We start from the raw sequence: 18,067 nt of genomic DNA on the forward strand, positions 1-18,067 counted from the left end.
TTGATCGTCGCGCCGGTTGAGGGATTGCGTGCTTCGCGCTCCGGCGTCGCCTTGACTTTGAACTTGCCAAAGCCCGGCAGCGAGGTTTCGTTGCCGGCAAGAGCTGCCTCGGTGATCGAAGCGAGGACCGCCTCGACGATCGCCTTACCCTGTACCTTCGTCAGACCGTGTTCGCCAGCAATCTTGTCTGCGATTTCGTTGGTCGTCGTCATGTCGTTCTCCGCATCGTCGTTGATGCGCAATCCCTGACACCGACCGCGTCCATTGTCATGGAGGCGACACCGGCGATGGCGCTCGTTCAGCGAGATTTCCACAGTTTCCAGTCGATCTGTCGCCCCTGGCGTGCTTGTTCGTGCCAATTTCAGAAAATGAGGCAAATAGCCGGGCTTCTCGCGTCACCCTTCAGTCCATCGATCCGCCAGCTCCTGATTTTCGTTCATTCCTCCATCGAACCCGTCCGCTTATCTCATCCAGCCGGACGGCAGTAATTTTCAGTGATAGGGTCGGCAGTTCCTCGGACTGACGGGGAGAGGTGGTTGGCAAACAGCTGAACCATCGTCAATAAGTTCGAAATAATCTTCAACGATTATTGACGGCGACTGATATGGTCGAGCGACTTTACTAACCGCAAGGATTTACCGATGGCAGATGATCCGAACCCAACCCCTGCAGTCGAGACCGCGTCCGCAGATGCGTCTTCGAAAACAAGAGAAAAGAAGACGCGAGCGCCGCGTAAGCCCAAGACCGCCGCTGAAGCGGTTGCCGATACGTCGGTGAGCGCTCCGGTCAAAAAGACCCGCGGCCCGGCGAAAAAGAACGCGGCGCCCACGGCGTCCGTTGCCCCGGCGGCGACCGCAACCGTCACCAAGGCATCTGTTCCTGCAAAGAAGCCTAGAGTTTCGAAGGCTCAGCCTGCCAAGCCTGCGCCGCAGGCCGTCGAGGCCACCCCGCCGGAAACCGACGGTTTTGCGGATCTTCTGAAGCTCGAAGAAGAGAACCAGAAGCTGCGCAAGGCGCTCTCCGACAAGCTCCGCGCCGAGAACGCCGATCTGCGCAAAAAGCTCGGATTGGTTTGATCGTCAACAAACCGGTCCACAGGGCTTGATCTTGTTTTATGACGAAGGACCGGGCTCGCATTGCAAGCCCGGTCTCCGGCTCGGTACTATGGCACTAAGAAAACGAGTCGGGAGGTGGTGATGAGATCACCGTGGAAGCTAATCAAGGACTTTGCGTCGCGCCATAAGGCGACAGAAGCGAGTGCACCGGCCGATGAAATCGTGGCGATACCCGATCCACGAGCGGAGGAATACCGGCAAGATCCAACTCTGCGAACGGAAATAGAAGCCGCAATCGAATCTAAGTCGACCGTTTATGAGAACGATGCGCGTGAACGGTCGGATTCAGCTGGTGCGGCGGGCGAGCCACCCGCTCGGGTGGACCAATCCGATCCTTTGGTTGGCAAGCTGTCAGAAGCCACCGCTTTAAAGGTTTATGACCAACCTTTGCCGACCGCAACCGTCATCGCAGGTGAAAACGGCGCGGGAGTTCCGCCAGGCGGTACAAAAAAGCAAAGGGCAAAGGCTGCTCGGACGCGGGAAAATCGCCGGGAACAATCTGGCGTCACACAAGCGGCCGGAGAGCCGGCGGCGGAGAAAAAAACGTTCCTCGATGAGGCCATTGAACTGGAACTTCAAATTAAGGATCTGCGATCGCAGCTCTCCGCAAAACTGCTTGAGCAGAACGCACATTTGCGTCGCCTGCTCGAACGCTATGACGACAAGTGAGCCACCGGACCGGCGCCGAACGGCAGGCCGCCTTCAGTCTTTACGAGCGATGTTTGCCACCGACATCCGCGACGTCCTATCTCCGGAAACATAGGCGCTCGGCTCGCCCATGACCTGCACGCCGGCGGATACGCTATTGCCTACACCGACCAGGTGGCCGCGGAGTTTCCGCATGCCAGGTGGTTGGAACTCTCGTCGGAAGATAGGATGCGGCCTGCACCGACACATCTGGGCCGGCGTGGCAACGCATTCCCTGGAGGCAAGCAGAGGGCGTTGCCCCGCCGCCTGCCTGTCGAAAGGCGATTTCGTGCGCGTTTTATCAGTATCGGCGCTACTCCGGCGCTCTCGAACCCTTAAGGTCACAGACGGCCGTGGAACTCATCGAATTGCCGGCATTGACCGCTTTGCCGTTGCAAGTGAAGGTCTATGGATCACCCGGTATCGAGCCTCAACAAGGTTGTAGATGCCAAACGCGGCCAGACCTGCTGCGGCAGCGAAATAAAGAATGGCCCCGTACGGGAGCTGCCGGACCCAGGCCATCGCGTCGCCCATACTTCCAGCCTGTTCCGGATCGACCCGAAATCCGGCATAAACGAAAAGCATGCCTGTCACAGCGAAAACGACGCCGCGAGAGACGAGACCATAGATGCAGACGGCTCTAAGAAAACCCTTGCTGGCGGCTGGAAAGCGCAGATACCGCTCGAATTTCCCCGTAATGCCCTTTGAAGCCGTTATAGCGCCGCCGCCGACGAAGCCGAGGCCCACCGCTATGGCAAGATAAAAACCGAACGGCTGTGACATGATCCAGTGGGCAAGCCCCTTCTCACCAGCGCCCTCACGCCCGCCAGAAGGAAAAAGGGCATGTCCGAGCGCGTAGCTTGCCAGGGCGAGATAGGTCACAGCGCTGCCAAGCAAGGCGAGCCGGATGGCCACGGCTTTCGCGCCGAACCCATGACCATCTGTGTCGGCGACGGACTGGGCCAATCTCCAGGCCACAAACCCCAAAAGACCCAGACCGATCCATGCCACCCAGACCCGGCCCAGAGGCTGTTCCAGAAGGGTCGCGAGGGCCGATTTCGTTTCAGGGGCCACACCGGAAAATAGGGCTAGCCCGGCGACAAGAAGGAAAACGATACCCCGTGCGACATAGCCGCACTTGGCAAGCATATCGAACCGAAATTGGCGGATCATGGCGGATGGGTCCTTTACGTTCGTACCAGCTAACGCGCCATCACTCGAAAAGTTTTCAGGCGCCGGTCGATTGCTCGCGCACTTCGATCTGTCCGTCGTCTTCCCCTATCTCCAGCCGACCGTTGCTCGCGCTGCGGGGCGCAACCTGCATGCGTGCGAGCGGCGATTAAAATAGGCCTTTGCGACAGGGCAGTCCTACCAGCATCGAAGGTGCTTCGAGGTCTGAAGCGCACGACATTCCATTTTCGCAACGTCGCCGATCAGGCACAGTCAGCTGCGCGCGATGTCTCCACGCCAGCCGTTGAAATCCGTCGGCTCTAACCGCGTGATGGTGCGTTCCAAGCCTTTAACCCGATCGTTCAAAGGCTTCGCATCGACCTGGAGGCGCTCAAGAAAAAAGCCTCGCCCGAAGGCGAGGCTGACCGTGATAAAATCTTGGGAGGCAGTATTATGGCGGCTTACCGCGTCTTGGTTGCGTCAAGCTTGTGGAACCCATCTGCTCTTCAACGGTTATGACCCTGTTCAACCAAAAGGGGAATCCCAATGAAGACCGCTTCCGTAATCGCCGCCACCGTCTGCATGATGCTTTCGCTTAGCGCCTGCGCCAATACAATCCGTGGCATGGGGAAAGATACCGCAAACACTGTGAATGCGACGCAGAGCGCCGGCCATCGTGTCGGCAATGCGGCGGCTCACTAAGCGATCAGTCGCTGCTATCGAGCCGCCCTCAGCGATATGGTGGCACAAGGAAAGACCGGCGGGCGCACGTTCCATGAAGGTGACCTTGTGCCAGCCGGCATCGCCATTCGTTTTGACCCCAGATGAGGGCACGTGTCGTAGCACTCCGAGCGAAACTATCGTTCCGAGCGCCGTCTGCCGGGGTAAAGGCGTAAACTTCGAACCTGCGATTGACAGCCCTTTGAGCGAGACGAGTTCAATTGTTGCTGCGCGTTCAAGCCCTCCGTCCCAGGAAGGCGCGTAACATCCGCCAGATGTCGAAACCCTGCTGTCCAGCGATGGGCGAGGAACCCCATACCAATTTTCCACCTGCGCGCTACATTTTGCCCATCGATGAATGGGGGATTCCATGGTCAATCAAAACGTTGGGATTGGGCGTCAAGAGGTTGAAAGCGTCGGCGGGAGCGAGCGTGAGGTGAATGGCATTTCCGAGCGTTCCGCCAGCGCGCTCTTGGAAATCCTCACCGCAGTCAGACGGGGTGATTTCTCTGTTCGGATGCCCTCGGATCTGACGGGTGTTACGGGCAAGGTTGCCGACGCACTCAACGACATCATTGCAGCCAATCAGCGAATGTCTCAGCAACTCGAACATGTCGGCCAGGTCGTGGGTCGGGAAGGGCAGACGAGCACACGGGTCCGATTTGGTCTCTCGGACGGATCGTGGTCGGACATGGAAGGATCGATCAATCAGCTGATCGGAGACCTTCTCTGGCCGACGACGGCGGTCACCCGAACGATCACTGCCGTCGCCAAAGGCGACCTTTTGCAGACGGTGCCGCTTGATGTCGACGGCCGACCGCTGAAAGGGGAATTCTTGCGCTCTGCTGACATCGTCAACACGATGATCAAGCAGCTTAGCGTCTTCACCTCGGAAGTCACCCGTGTTGCGCGCGAAGTCGGCACGGACGGCAAGCTTGGTGGACAGGCCCAAGTGCCGGAGGTGACGGGTGTCTGGAAGGATCTGACCGAAAGTGTCAATTCCATGGCCTCGAACTTGACCGCTCAGGTGCGAAACATTGCCGACGTTACAATCGCGGTGGCCAATGGCGACCTTTCCAAGAAGATTACGGTCGACGTGCGAGGCGAAATCCTGCAACTCAAGGAAGCCATCAACACGATGGTGGACCAACTTCGCTCCTTCGCGTCCGAAGTGACACGCGTTGCCCGTGAGGTGGGAACTGAAGGCAAACTGGGAGGGCAGGCGCTGGTGCCGGGCGTCGCCGGAACATGGAAGGATTTGACGGACTCGGTCAATGCAATGTGCGGGAACCTGACGGCTCAGGTTCGAAATATCGCCCAGGTAACGACCGCCGTGGCGCGTGGCGACCTGTCGCGCAAGATCACGGTTGATGTCTCCGGCGAAATCCTGGAACTGAAGGAGACCATCAATACGATGGTCGATCAGCTGAACGGATTTGCCGGCGAAGTAACGCGCGTCGCGCGCGAAGTCGGAACCGAAGGCCGGCTTGGCGGGCAGGCCCAGGTTCCCGGTGTGGCGGGTACCTGGAAAGATTTGACCGACAACGTCAATTCGATGGCGTCGAACCTGACCGCCCAGGTCCGCAATATCGCTGACGTGTCGACCGCAATTGCCAACGGCGACCTGTCGAAGAAGATCACCGTCACGGTGTCGGGGGAAATCCTTGAGCTGAAGGAAACCATCAACACGATGGTGGACCAGTTGAACGCGTTTGCGTCGGAAGTGACCCGTGTCGCTCGTGAAGTTGGAACGGAAGGCCGGCTTGGCGGGCAAGCCAACGTCACGGGCGTCGCTGGCACCTGGAAGGACTTGACCGAAAACGTCAACTCGATGGCCGGCAACCTGACCGCCCAGGTGCGTAACATCGCTGAAGTTTCCACTGCGATCGCCAGTGGCGATCTGTCGAAGAAGATCACCGTCGACGTCAAGGGCGAGATACTCGAACTGAAGGAGACCATCAACACGATGGTCGATCAGCTCAATGCCTTTGCCTCCGAAGTGACGCGCGTGGCGCGCGAGGTTGGCACGGAAGGACAGCTCGGCGGGCAGGCGAATGTTCGCGGCGTTGCGGGCACGTGGAAAGATTTGACCGACTCCGTCAATTCGATGGCCTCAAACCTTACCGCCCAGGTGCGCAATATTGCCGAGGTCGCGACCGCCGTCGCCCAGGGCGACCTATCGAAGAAGATCACGGTCACTGTTTCGGGCGAGATCCTCGAGCTGAAGGAAACCATCAACACGATGGTTGACCAGTTGAATGGCTTTGCCGGCGAAGTGACGCGTGTCGCACGCGAGGTCGGTACGGAGGGGCGGCTGGGTGGCCAGGCGAACGTGCTCGGTGTTGCCGGTACGTGGAAGGATTTAACGGACTCGGTCAATTCCATGGCCGGAAACCTCACGGCCCAGGTGCGCAATATTGCGGAGGTCTCAACCGCAATTGCCAATGGTGACCTATCAAAGAAGATCACTGTTTCGGTCTCGGGCGAAATCCTTGAGCTCAAGGAAACCTTGAACACGATGGTGGACCAGTTGAACCGGTTCGCCTCCGAAGTGACCCGCGTGGCGCGTGAGGTGGGAACGGAGGGCAAACTCGGCGGTCAGGCGCAGGTGCCGGGGGTCGCCGGCACCTGGAAGGATCTCACCGAAAACGTCAACTCCATGGCCTCCAACCTCACCGGCCAGGTGCGCAATATTGCCGAAGTCACGACGGCCGTGGCGCGTGGTGACCTCTCCCGAAAGATCACCGTCGACGTGAAGGGGGAAATCCTCGAACTGAAGAACACCATCAATACGATGGTGGACCAGTTGAACGCCTTTGCCGGCGAAGTGACGCGCGTTGCACGCGAAGTGGGTACCGAAGGCAAGCTAGGCGGTCAGGCGCAAGTGCCGGGTGTCGCCGGCACCTGGAAGGACCTGACCGACAGCGTCAACTCCATGGCCGGCAACCTGACGGCACAGGTGCGCAATATCGCCGAGGTCGCCACCGCGATCGCCAATGGTGACCTGTCGCGCAAGATCACCGTCGACGTGCGCGGAGAAATCCTGCTCCTGAAAGATACCCTCAACACGATGGTCGATCAGCTGCGCTCGTTTGCGGGCGAGGTGACGCGCGTAGCGCGAGAGGTCGGCACCGACGGACGCCTTGGTGGACAGGCCGTCGTTCCGGGCGTCGCTGGCACATGGAAGGACTTGACCGACAACGTCAATCTGCTTGCCGCAAACTTGACAACCCAGGTTCGCAACATCGCGGAAGTGACGACGGCCGTCGCGCGCGGCGACCTATCCCGAAAGATCACCGTCGATGTGAAGGGTGAAATCCTCGAGCTGAAGAACACCATCAACACGATGGTGGACCAGTTGAATGCTTTTGCCGGCGAAGTGACACGTGTCGCACGCGAAGTGGGCACTGAAGGCAAGCTCGGTGGACAGGCGCAAGTGCCGGGTGTCGCCGGCACTTGGAAGGACCTCACCGATACCGTCAATGTCATGGCCGCAAACCTGACCGAACAGGTGCGCGGCATCGTCAAGGTCGTGACGGCGGTGGCCAACGGCGACCTCAAGCAGAACCTCACCGTCGCCTCCAAGGGCGAAGTCGCCGCTTTGGCCGAGACCATCAACAATATGACCAACACGCTCGCCACCTTCGCCGACCAGGTGACGACCGTGGCGCGTGAAGTCGGCGTCGAAGGCCGACTTGGCGGGCAGGCGAACGTGCCAGGCACGGCCGGCACCTGGAAAGACCTGACCGGCAACGTGAACCTGCTCGCCGCCAACCTGACGACCCAGGTGCGCGCGATTGCGGAAGTCGCCACTGCGGTCACCAAGGGCGACCTGACCCGGTCCATCCAGGTCGAAGCGCGCGGCGAGGTCGCGGAACTGAAAGACAATATCAACACGATGATCGGAAACCTGCGCCTGACGACCGAGCGCAACACAGAACAGGACTGGCTGAAAACCAACCTTGCCCGCTTCACCAACATGCTGCAGGGGCAACGCGACCTGACACTTGTGGGAAAGATGCTGCTTTCGGAGCTTGCTCCGCTTGTCGGAGCCCATCAAGGGGTTATTTATCAGGTCGATGACGGCCCTCAGCGGATGCTTTCCCTGCTGTCGGTCTATGCGCAGGGGATGGAGACTGCCCATCCCACGCGACTTGAGTTCGGTCAGGGCCTTGTCGGCCAGTGCGCCAGCGACGCTCGGCGGATCCTGATCACCGACCTCCCCGTCAATGTCGTCCCGATCAGCTCGGGCGTATTCTCGGCCTTGCCAAGGAGTGCCATAGTCCTGCCGGTCCATTTCGAAGGACAGGTCAAGGCGGTTATCGAACTTGCCTCGGCAGGCAATTTCACTGAACTGCAGATCTCCTTCCTGGACCAGTTGACCACGTCCATCGGCATTGTTCTCAACTCCATTGAAGCAACGATGCAGACCGAAGGCCTGCTCAAGCAGTCGCAGCAGCTTGCAGCGGAGCTTCAGACCCAGCAGCGCGAACTGCAGCAGACCAACGAGCAACTCGAACAGAAAGCGCAGCAGCTCGAGGAGCGCAATGTCGAGGTCGAGGCGAAGAACCAGGAGATCGAGCAGGCCCGTCGCGCTCTTGAAGAACAGGCCGCCGAGCTCGCGCTGACGTCGAAATACAAGTCTGAATTTCTTGCAAACATGTCGCATGAGCTACGCACGCCGCTCAATTCCATCCTGATCCTCGGTCAACAGCTCGGGGAAAATCCGGAAGGAAATCTTTCGGGTAAGCAGGTCGAATTCGCCAAAACGATCCATGGGGCGGGGACGGATCTTCTCAACCTCATCAGCGACATCCTCGACCTGTCCAAGATCGAATCCGGAACCGTATCGGTGGACGCTGAGGAAATCTTCATCAACAACCTGCTTGAAGTGATGGCCCGGCCGTTCAGACACGAGGCGGAGAACCGCGGCCTGACATTCGGGGTGGAAATCGGGGGCGACGTCGCCAGGAGCATCATCACCGATTCCAAACGACTTCAGCAGATTTTAAAGAACCTGTTGTCGAACGCCTTCAAGTTCACGGCTGAGGGCGGGGTCACGCTTCGTGTGAATGCAGTGGCCGGCGGATGGTCTCCGGATCATTCTTCGCTAAAGCACGCGCCGTCCGTCATCGCATTCGAGGTTGCCGACACCGGCATCGGTATTCCTCCGGAAAAGCAGCGCATCATTTTCGAAGCCTTCCAGCAGGCTGACGCGTCAACAAGCCGAAAATATGGGGGCACAGGCCTCGGCCTCGCCATCAGCCGCGAACTCGCGAACCTGCTCGGCGGGGAAATTCAGCTTCGAAGCACTCCGGGCGCGGGCAGCACCTTCGTCCTTTATCTTCCACTGACCTATGTTGGTGCGGGTACCATAGCGCCACAGGAGGTTCCAAAATCGAACAATATCGTGCAACTCGCGGATGCAGCAGCGAGCCGGCGGGCGGACAAGCCGACCGAACATGTCGAGGATGACCGGGATCGCATCGCATCTGGCGACACGGTTCTGCTTGTCGTGGAGGATGATCCCCATTACGCCCGAGTTCTGCTGGACTTGGCGCACGACACCGGCTTCAAGGTTCTGGTGGCGATGCGCGGCGCCGATGCCCTGGCTCTGGCGCAGGAATACAAGCCGGCTGCGATATCCCTTGATATCTTCCTTCCCGACATGCTGGGATGGACGGTGTTGAGCCAGCTCAAACAGAACGCCCAGACCCGCCACATTCCGGTGCAGATCATCAGTCTCGATGAGGATCGCCAACACGGATTGACCCGGGGCGCCTTCGCGTTCATGAGCAAGCCGACAACGCCCGACGGACTAGTCAAGGCTCTATCGCGGCTGCGATCCTATACGGAGCCGAGGCGCAAGCGCCTGCTTTTGGTGGAAGACAACGAGGCTGAGCGGATCAGTGTGATGGCGCTCCTTGGCCATGACGACATAGACATCGCCAGCGTCGGCTCGGGATCGGAGGCTCTTGCCGCGCTCAGGAACGACCCTGCCGATTGTGTCGTCCTCGATTTGACGCTTCCCGATATGTCGGGCTTCGAAGTGCTGGAAAAAATGCGTGACGATACCGACATTGGCGAAATTCCTGTCGTTGTCTTCACGGGCCGCGAACTCTCTCCCGAGGAGGACGCTCGGCTTCACAGCATGGCCCGAAGCGTGGTCGTCAAGGGCGTTGAATCGCCCGAGCGGCTTCTGGATGAAACGGCGCTCTTCCTTCACCGCGTCGTTGCGGACATGCCGGCATCCAAACAGGCCATGCTGGAAGACCTGCATAGTTCCGATGAGGACCTATTTGGTGAAACCGTTTTGCTCGTCGACGATGACGCGCGCAATATCTTTGCGCTCAGTAGCGTGCTTGAGCGCCGTGGCATGAGGGTCCTGACGGCGACCACCGGCAGCGAGGCGATCGAGGTGATCAATGGCGAGCCGTCAGTGGCCATCGTGCTGATGGACATCATGATGCCGGGTATGGATGGTTATGAGACAATGCAGGTCATCCGCGCGGACCCCACTTTCCGGCGACTTCCAATTGTGGCCTTAACGGCAAAGGCAATGAAGGGGGACCGTGAGAAGTGTCTTGAGGCTGGTGCATCGGACTATCTGGCCAAGCCGGTCAATACGGAGCAGCTCCTCTCGGCGCTCCGCATGTGGCTACACCGTTGAGGAGTTCGCCATGAAGCCCGTGAACATCCTTTTGGTGGATGATCAGCCCGCGAAACTACTCAGCTACGAGGTCATCCTCCAGGACCTCGGCGAGAACCTTATTAAGGCGCAATCGGGCCGCGAGGCGCTCGAACATCTGTTGCGATCCGAAATCGCCGTGATCCTGGTCGATGTCTGCATGCCTGAACAGGACGGTTTCGAGCTCGTTAGCATGATCAGGGAACATCCTCGCTATCAAAACACCGCTATCATATTCGTCTCGGCCGTAATGATGGCGGAGCCGGACCGTCTGCGTGGATACGAGGCTGGAGCCGTCGATTATGTGTCGGTTCCAATCGTTCCTGAAGTGCTGCGCGCCAAGGTCCGGGTATTTGCCGATCTCCATCGCAAAACCCGGGAGCTGGAGGGGCTGAATTCCGACCTCGAGGCGCGGGTCCTTCAAAGGACGGCCGAACTCGAAGCATCGTCGGCACAGCTGCGTCAACTCAATGAAGAGCTAGAGCAGCGCATCGAGCAAAAGACCCGCGAGCGGGAAGACGCCCTCGCGCAGCTTTTTGAAGCCCAGAAGCTTGACACGATTGGACAGTTGACAGGTGGGGTTGCACATGATTTCAACAATCTGCTTATGGCGATCCTCGGCAGCCTGAACTTGTTGAAGAAACGCTTGCCGGACGATGAGCGGAGCGAACGTCTCATCATGAATGCCCTGCAGGCCGCGGAGCGGGGATCGGCTTTGACACAAAGGCTACTGGCGTTCGCCCGGCGCCAGGATTTGAAACCCCAGGCAATCGATTTTGCAAGGCTGTTCGATGACGTCAAAGATCTGTTGGGTAAGGCAGTGGGACCGCGGATCTCCTTTGAAACAAAAATTCCGGCAGGACTTCCGCCGGTCCTGATTGATCGAAATCAGCTTGAGCTTGCGTTGCTCAACCTGTTCGTCAATGCCCGAGATGCCATGGAAGATGGTGGGAGCGTCACAATAGAAGCCGCAGCGGACGAAGACCCACCCGCGACACTTAAAGGCGGCCGGTTTCTGCGCATTTCCGTCGTCGATACCGGTGAGGGCATGGACGAGGCGACGCTTGCCCGCGCCGCAGAACCTTTCTTCACAACCAAAGGAATCGGCAAGGGGACCGGGCTCGGGCTATCGATGGTGCATGGACTGGCTGCGCAGTCGGGGGGTGTCCTCCAGATCTTCAGCAGCAAAGGATCAGGAACAACCGTTTCCCTTTGGCTGCCTGTGGCAGAGCAGATCGAGGAGGGTGCCCGGGCGCCTGAAGCCGTTATGTCTGATACGGCCCCCTCCACCTTCGCACAGCACAGGGTTCTTGTGGTCGACGACGACATGCTGGTCAGGATGGGCACCGTCGCAATGCTGGAGGACCTGGGTCACGTCACTGTCGAGGCAGCTTCAGCTTCACAGGCAATGCTCGTGCTGGAAAGAGGGGACGGGTGCGATTTAATAGTTACCGATCACGCTATGCCCGGAATGACAGGGGCCGATTTGGCGCGTCGCATTTTTACGTCCTATCCCGGAATCCCGGTCATTCTTGCGTCAGGCTACGCCGATCTTCCAGAGGATTCCGCATATCATGGCATGATACGGATGACCAAACCATTTACCCAAGAACAACTCCAGACGGCGATTGAACGAGCGTTCATGGACAGGGCCGCCGTGGCCTGAAAACTGCATCCTGTCGGGCCAGGACGCCGGCTATGCCTGTTGGTAGAGCAGGCACCGCCTCCGTTTGCGTGGGTCCGAGAACGCGACCGAACGGGAGGTAGTGGAGACGCTGCCGGAGCAAAACCCGAATTTCGCTTAGGGGAAAAGATGAACAACGTCGCTTGCTGTTAGACCGTCGCTGTAAGCACTTTGAATCGAATCCTGCGCATTTCCGCCCGGGCRCAATCTTCGTATTGAAATCGGTCAGCGATAGTTGCGTGCGGGCCAGACGAACGGCAGTTCTAGGGTCCCCACCATGGCTTGAGCGTTCGTTGGCGCAAGAATTCACTCTGGGCCTGGCATCACAGAACCCTTTTCATCGCACCAATCAATTGAAATGCACAAGCTGACGATGGCAATGGGAATTCGATCCGGGCCGAGAACTGTCACGGCCTGCCGAGCTCCGGGGACGGTAGGAATACCGTCCAGTGCCATGTCGGACAACGCCCGCCGTGCATAGTTGATTGCGCAGGGAAGGTCGGGCAGATCCAACCCTATGTCGGCGTCGAATTCCTCATCGAGGTCCTGCACCGCGAAGTAATATGTCGTCATCTGGTTCCATCCCTGTCGGTAAACATGAACGCCATTGCCCGATAGTCGTTCCGATCTCGAAGCTGATACCGATCTATGATCCAGCGTTGCCCCGGACCGATCGCGGGCTAAGGGAACCGCGATTGACGAAACGGCGTTCTTGCCCATGTCCCGCGAAGGAGGCCGCGCCGATGCAAACCCTGCAAATCGCCCTGATCGACCATGTCCATATGCGGGTCGCGGACCTTGAAGCGAGCCGCCGTTTTTATCGCGCAGCGCTTGCTGCATTGGGGCGAAGCTTCAGTTCGGAGAGCAAGACACATTTTGCCTGTGAAGAACTGTGGGTGGACAAGGCCAATACCCACGTTTCGCGGTTGCATCTCGCATTTCGTGCAACAGATATGGCAAGTGTTGTTCGTTTCCATTCGATCGCGCTCGAAGCTGGTGGCAAGGACAACGGAGGTCCAGGCTTTCGGCATTACCATCAAGGATATTTTGCAGCCTTCGTCTTTGATCCTGATGGCAATAACATCGAGGCGGTGTTTCATGGCACCGCAGCCGACATGCCCCTTTAGGAGGAAAAAATCGTATCCAATATGCGATTTTAGCGATCGTCGGCAGGCGATCTCTGCATTGGCGGGTTGGGATCCGGCTGGCGTCGAGTTCATGTTTTCCACGCAAGCAAGGCTGACCACGACGTGCCACCCGATGACCTTCATCCCTTACTACCGCCCTTTCGACACTACCCTCACGAAAATATCTGCAAGACGCGGAACCGACCGCGGCGGAGAAAGTTGATATCCGTCACTCAACGCACGCCCCCAATCTGTACGAGGGTGACAGGTCATAAAGACCTAAAAGCCCCCGCACGCCCTTGCGGGGGCTTTTGTCATTTCTCTCGCAGATAAACGCTGTTCTCCGATGCCGGGTGAACGGCTCGCATGAAATGCTGTCGTGGCCTCGACAAAGACAAGCCGGTGAGAGGGCCCCAGGACTGTTCGCACCCGGAATCGCGGACGATGGAACAAACAGCTGTGAAGCGGCGTCTTTGTTCGATGCAAGGGTGCGCTAATCGATTGCACCCGCAAGTAAGGAGATGACATCATGCCAGCCCAAAAAAACCAAACGGCCTCGCTTATCTCGGGGGGCGCGAAACTCGGCGAGCCCGTGCCGCGTGCTATCATCGATACGAATGTGGGATCGGTCGGCATCCCGCCGCAGCCTGGGTTCAATGCCGAGGAGGAAATCGGAGCCCTGCGCAAGCAATTGGACGCCCTTCGCAAACAGGTCGCGGAGGCCGCCGGTAAGATCAAAGGGGGAGCCCGTCAGGCGGCGCGACAGACCGAAGCCACCGTGAAGCTCTATCCTGTCTCCAGCCTGATGACCGTCGCTGTGCTTGTCGGTGCGGTCGCTTTCGCCATTGCTGGGCTGAGGTCGCCCGCGCCTCGGTCGCGCTACGAGCGCATGCTGGATGATCTTGGCACTCTATACGGCAGGGTACGCCATCGCAGTGGATGAATTTTCCTGATCGTCGACAAGCATGGTCGCCGGCGCCTAAAATAAAGGGTGGACCAAACTCGGTGTCATCCCTGCAAACCGGCCTTGCCAATTGTCGGCAAGGCCGTGCAGTCGATCATGCTTTGTTAAAAACGAAGGCGATATCCCTCGGCACGGTTCATGATAGACGTAATCCTTCCTGGCGAGGGTCGCGCCCCCCAGCGAATGACTTCAATCCGCATTCATTAGACCGCGCGCATCAGGTGCACGCAACTTGGGCGTCAGGCGCTTCAGCTTTCTTACGGCGCCCGTCCGCGAGTGGCGAAAGGGGTTTTGCCTTGTTTTGCCTGCGTTTGAGGGTAGCGGGTCGCGTATGAAATCCAACTGTGGCGGAACCAATCGCTAGTGGCCGCATTCACCGGACGTTGAAGGAGATTGATATGCAGATCATTGGAACGAATGTCGTCGGTCAATCCGACGGCAAGACCACAGTTGAATTCAAAGGCGAAGGCGGCGAGCTCATTTCCGTCGTGCTGGCCTCCGATGGATTGGAGGATGCTGCAGCGGTGCAGCGCGCGAAGGAAATGATGGTCCAGGTTGCGACCTTCAGCCTCGACGCAGTCGAAGACGCTGGATCGTCAGTCGAAGCGCTCGCAGAAGTTCGCGTTGAAGGGCTGGAAGAAACGTCACCGACAACCGCATCACATTCCTCTCCGAATTCGGTGGCTTGAGCGACAAAGTGCTTCAATTGTTTCTTGCCGCTGCGCGGAGGACGGATCTTTCAGGACGATCTGCAATGATCGCATGGCGACAGTGCTTCCCTATCGCCGCGCGCGCCGGCCCGAAACTTTAAGGCTGCAGAAGTCACCGAGCAACGGAACCGTTACGCCTCGTGGAGGTTGAGTCGACGCTAAGAACAGGAGGTTCCAATGAGCGAAGAACGACGCCCGATCCCGCCGTACCCGAAGCAAAAGCAGGAGCCGCCTGGCAAGACAGCTAGGATGGAGCCTATCCCCGATCACGGGGAGCATTCGTATGAAGGAAACGGCAGATTGAAGGGCAAGGTGGCTCTCATCACCGGCGCAGATTCCGGAATCGGCAAGGCAGTCGCGATCGCCTTTGCTCGCGAAGGCGCTGATATTCTTATATCGTTTCTTGATGAAATTGACGACGCGGAAGATACCGCTCGATGGGTGAAAGAAGCAGGTCAAAAAGCTATCGTCGCGCCGGGCGATATCACCTCCGAAGGCCATTGCGAGAAGCTGGTTCAGCGGGCAATTCGAGAGCTCGGGGCGATCGACATTCTCGTCAATAATGCTGCCTTCCAGCGCACCTACGCGGACATTTCCGACATTCCGGTGGAAGAGTGGGATAAAACCTTCCGCACAAATATCTATGCACCTTTCTTCCTGTCGAAGGCTGCGATCCCGCACATGCGACCTGGCAGCTCGATCATCAACACAACGTCCATACAGTCGCGTCAACCATCGCCTCAGCTTCTTGCCTACGCGTCGACGAAAGGCGCTATCTCCAATTTTACGGCAGGACTTGCAGAAATGGTCGCGGAGAAAGGCATCCGCGTGAATGCGGTAGCGCCGGGCCCAATTTGGACGCCTCTTATACCCTCGACCATGCCCGCAGAAAAGGCCGCGAAGTTCGGACAGCAGACTTTGATCGGGCGAGCCGGGCAACCGGCGGAGCTCGCGGGCGCCTAGGTATTACTGGCGTCCGATCTCGGAAGCTTCATGACCGGCGCCATCGTTCCTGTCACCGGCGGCGAGATCATGATCTAAGATTTGTGGCAGCTATGTCGTAGACTCATAAGCGCGCAGCCCCAGCCGCATTGAGGCGAGCTTGACCACAGCAAACAAGTTTGCGACGAGGTTGTCGTAGCGCGTGGCAACCCGGCGGAAGTGCTCCAGCTTGGAGAAGAACCGCTCGATTAGATTGGGCTCGCGGTAGAGGATCAATGCAATCGAAACCGCCCGGCACTGTCCCGCGTTCAATACCAGCTGAGGCGTCGAGGCAAAGCTCCCAGAAGGCGTCCCGATCTTCTACTTGTTCATTTCTGTCGCCATCTGCAAATGATGCTCGAGCGCGGGTCTGGTCTTTGCTGCCCAAGCCTTCAGTTCGGCATCGTCACCCTCGTCGCCGTATCGTTTGAAAAGATCGACCGCATCCTCGTGCACGTCCTCCTGATCCGAATGATACTTCTTGGTAAAATCATCGCCTTGCAGCTTCTTGAGGTCATCGAGCATGCTTTGCTGAGAGGAGCTCATGGCAGCTGGAATGGTCGCCTTGACCTTCCCGCCCGACACGAATGCCTTCAATTCTTCAGACGTCTTGGTGTGGTCGTTGATCATCTGCTGGGCGAAGGTTTTCGTCGCGGGGTCCGAAGAACGCTCCAGCGCAAGCTTGCTCGATTCGATCTCGAATATGTCGCTTGTAGCCGCTTCGGTGACGAAATCCTCTGTCTTGGGTGCAACGCCCATCACCGAGTTGACACCGGTCTTTTCGGCGGCAGACTGCGCTAGAGCAGGGGAGGTAAGCATGACGGCGAGGCTCGCGAGAACATAGGTAGTTTTCATGAGGGAACTCCATTGGCCGGTTGGTGGAGCCTGTTGAACTTCCTGGTGACGACTTCGTTCCGGAGTGGTGCGATTTTTGATCGCTAGACCGCAAAGGCCCTTCATAAATCCAAAAGCGACATGCGGAATTGCTTTATTAAGGTGAGGGCATGGAACGAGGATTTCACGTCCACGTTTTGACATGTGGCAGATGCTTGCTAGACATGACGAACAGGGTCACGATTTCGACGCCTTCGACAACCGCCGTCCGCGGCGCTCAGAGCTGACCTCATCCCGCGAGATCGATCAACCGCATAGGTGACGAAAGGAACCAATTGCTCGTGCCGGTGTTACGGCCTTGATCGTTCGCAAAGATTTCGACGGCCTGTGAATCATTCGGGCGGCCACCGCGTCACAATTCAGCTTCAACACAGTAGGGAGAATTCTCATGGAAAACGCAGGTATCGGCTGGATCGCCGCAATCATTATCGGCGGCATTGCAGGTTGGCTCGCCGAAATGTTCATGAAGAGCAACATGGGCGTTTTGATGAACATCCTGCTCGGAATTGTCGGCGCTATCGTCGCCAATTTYCTCCTGTCCCTTTTCGGGGTCGTCCTCGGGGGGTGGCTGGGCTATCTCGTGGCTGGTTTTATCGGGGCCTGCATTCTTATCGCGCTTGTACGCATGGTTAGGCGAACCGCTTGATCGAGGAATCGGATCGGCGTTTTTGCGGGACCGGAATGGACCGATCGGGTCGTCGGCGACGTGGTCCGCACTGGCTGGCGGCAGAAATGCGATCGCGTGGAGTGCTATTTGGCGGTCTGTCGCTCCTTACGTGATTGATGACCCTCAACGTCTCGGTCTGGGCGACGACTTTTGAAAGGAGATATTGGTCGTGCCTGGGATCCGCTGCTTTTCGAGTTAAAGGCAGCCGCGCTCAGGCGAACAGTTGCCGCGATGGCGACGAGGAGGATGAGCCGCCATGGATCAAGCCACTCTCTTCATTGCCTCCGCTGCGCGGAAGAAACCCGGGTCCCGTTTTGCACGGAGAAGAGAGTGTTGCGATGTTGATGAAAACTGATCACGAGACAAAGTGGAACCCGCTCTCCAGTCCTTCCACCCGGTAGCTGTACGGTAGCGGACACAATGCATGACGGGGGAACTCGGCGGGCCCAACGTCGTTCTAGACCTGTTGTGGCTCATTTGCACGCCGACTACAGATAACCAGCCATGCCTGGCAGACCTTAGATGCAAGACAACCATCATCAGATAACCAAGAGCAGGCGCTCGGGCAATACAGAGACAGATCTTCGCCCGATGACGTTCATACAGACTCACATAGGCCGGCAGGTTGTTGGGTCCGCAAACTCGATCGACCATCCGTCC

General features: G+C 58.2%; 13 protein-coding genes and 2 pseudogenes. 10 read left to right on the forward strand and 5 right to left on the reverse strand.

Going from position 1 to position 18,067, the window contains the following annotated elements:
- Positions 1 to 212: HU family DNA-binding protein (locus tag AC1DTN_RS32605; RefSeq protein WP_477924276.1), on the reverse strand; the 212-nt coding region annotated here is incomplete at its 3' end.
- 429 nt (positions 213 to 641) lie between these two features.
- Between AC1DTN_RS32605 and AC1DTN_RS32610 the strand changes: the two genes are divergently transcribed.
- Positions 642 to 1,076 (forward strand): hypothetical protein, encoded by a 435-nt coding sequence (locus AC1DTN_RS32610; protein WP_113183364.1) that lies wholly within the window; start codon positions 642 to 644, stop codon positions 1,074 to 1,076.
- A gap of 120 nt (positions 1,077 to 1,196) precedes the next feature.
- Positions 1,197 to 1,784, forward strand: coding sequence for a hypothetical protein (locus AC1DTN_RS32615; RefSeq protein ID WP_477924277.1), 588 nt, complete (start codon positions 1,197 to 1,199; stop codon positions 1,782 to 1,784).
- Between the two features lie 378 nt (positions 1,785 to 2,162).
- Here the strand turns inward: AC1DTN_RS32615 and AC1DTN_RS32620 are convergent, their stop codons facing one another.
- A complete protein-coding gene (locus tag AC1DTN_RS32620) occupies positions 2,163 to 2,975 on the reverse strand; it encodes a DUF1206 domain-containing protein (RefSeq protein ID WP_477924278.1) in 813 nt (270 codons plus the stop codon).
- Positions 2,976 to 3,518: 543 nt separating this feature from the next.
- Between AC1DTN_RS32620 and AC1DTN_RS32625 the strand changes: the two genes are divergently transcribed.
- The 3 genes from AC1DTN_RS32625 to AC1DTN_RS32635 all read left to right on the forward strand — a co-directional run bounded on the left by AC1DTN_RS32625 (position 3,519) and on the right by AC1DTN_RS32635 (position 12,046).
- Positions 3,519 to 3,674 carry an entericidin domain-containing protein gene (locus tag AC1DTN_RS32625; protein WP_025668328.1) on the forward strand — a complete coding sequence of 52 codons (156 nt, stop codon included), beginning with the start codon at positions 3,519 to 3,521 and terminating at the stop codon, positions 3,672 to 3,674.
- A gap of 388 nt (positions 3,675 to 4,062) precedes the next feature.
- Entirely contained in the window at positions 4,063 to 10,362 is a 6,300-nt protein-coding gene (locus tag AC1DTN_RS32630) for a HAMP domain-containing protein (protein WP_113321424.1), read from the forward strand.
- Between the two features lie 10 nt (positions 10,363 to 10,372).
- On the forward strand, positions 10,373 to 12,046 hold the full coding sequence (locus AC1DTN_RS32635) for a response regulator (RefSeq protein WP_477924280.1): 1,674 nt from the start codon (positions 10,373 to 10,375) through the stop codon (positions 12,044 to 12,046).
- A gap of 324 nt (positions 12,047 to 12,370) precedes the next feature.
- Here AC1DTN_RS32635 and AC1DTN_RS32640 read toward each other — a convergent pair whose 3' ends face one another.
- Positions 12,371 to 12,637 carry a DUF6894 family protein gene (locus AC1DTN_RS32640; RefSeq protein ID WP_477924281.1) on the reverse strand — a complete coding sequence of 89 codons (267 nt, stop codon included), beginning with the start codon at positions 12,635 to 12,637 and terminating at the stop codon, positions 12,371 to 12,373.
- Between the two features lie 170 nt (positions 12,638 to 12,807).
- On the opposite strand from AC1DTN_RS32640, the gene AC1DTN_RS32645 reads away from it, so the two are divergent.
- The 4 genes and pseudogenes from AC1DTN_RS32645 to AC1DTN_RS32660 all read left to right on the forward strand — a co-directional run bounded on the left by AC1DTN_RS32645 (position 12,808) and on the right by AC1DTN_RS32660 (position 15,906).
- A complete protein-coding gene (locus tag AC1DTN_RS32645; RefSeq protein ID WP_477924283.1) occupies positions 12,808 to 13,191 on the forward strand; it encodes a VOC family protein in 384 nt (127 codons plus the stop codon).
- Positions 13,192 to 13,720: 529 nt separating this feature from the next.
- Entirely contained in the window at positions 13,721 to 14,134 is a 414-nt protein-coding gene (locus tag AC1DTN_RS32650) for a hypothetical protein (RefSeq protein WP_477924285.1), read from the forward strand.
- A 419-nt stretch (positions 14,135 to 14,553) separates the two neighbouring features.
- Complete coding sequence (locus tag AC1DTN_RS32655) at positions 14,554 to 14,844, forward strand: hypothetical protein (protein ID WP_477924288.1); 291 nt, start codon at positions 14,554 to 14,556, stop codon at positions 14,842 to 14,844.
- 198 nt (positions 14,845 to 15,042) lie between these two features.
- Positions 15,043 to 15,906 (forward strand): annotated as a pseudogene (locus AC1DTN_RS32660) (SDR family oxidoreductase).
- A gap of 12 nt (positions 15,907 to 15,918) precedes the next feature.
- On the opposite strand, the pseudogene AC1DTN_RS32665 reads toward AC1DTN_RS32660, so the two are convergent.
- Both AC1DTN_RS32665 and AC1DTN_RS32670 read right to left on the reverse strand, forming a co-directional pair.
- Positions 15,919 to 16,077: pseudogene (locus tag AC1DTN_RS32665) on the reverse strand (IS5/IS1182 family transposase); the annotation flags it as partial.
- A gap of 90 nt (positions 16,078 to 16,167) precedes the next feature.
- Complete coding sequence (locus AC1DTN_RS32670) at positions 16,168 to 16,701, reverse strand: DUF4142 domain-containing protein (protein WP_113321419.1); 534 nt, start codon at positions 16,699 to 16,701, stop codon at positions 16,168 to 16,170.
- 427 nt (positions 16,702 to 17,128) lie between these two features.
- Between AC1DTN_RS32670 and AC1DTN_RS32675 the strand changes: the two genes are divergently transcribed.
- The gene (locus AC1DTN_RS32675; RefSeq protein ID WP_113321418.1) at positions 17,129 to 17,386 is read left to right on the forward strand and encodes a GlsB/YeaQ/YmgE family stress response membrane protein; all 258 of its coding nucleotides are present in this window, start codon (positions 17,129 to 17,131) and stop codon (positions 17,384 to 17,386) included.
- The last annotated feature ends 681 nt before the right edge of the window (positions 17,387 to 18,067 follow it).

Source organism: Rhizobium sp. 01T444 (assembly GCF_056398305.1).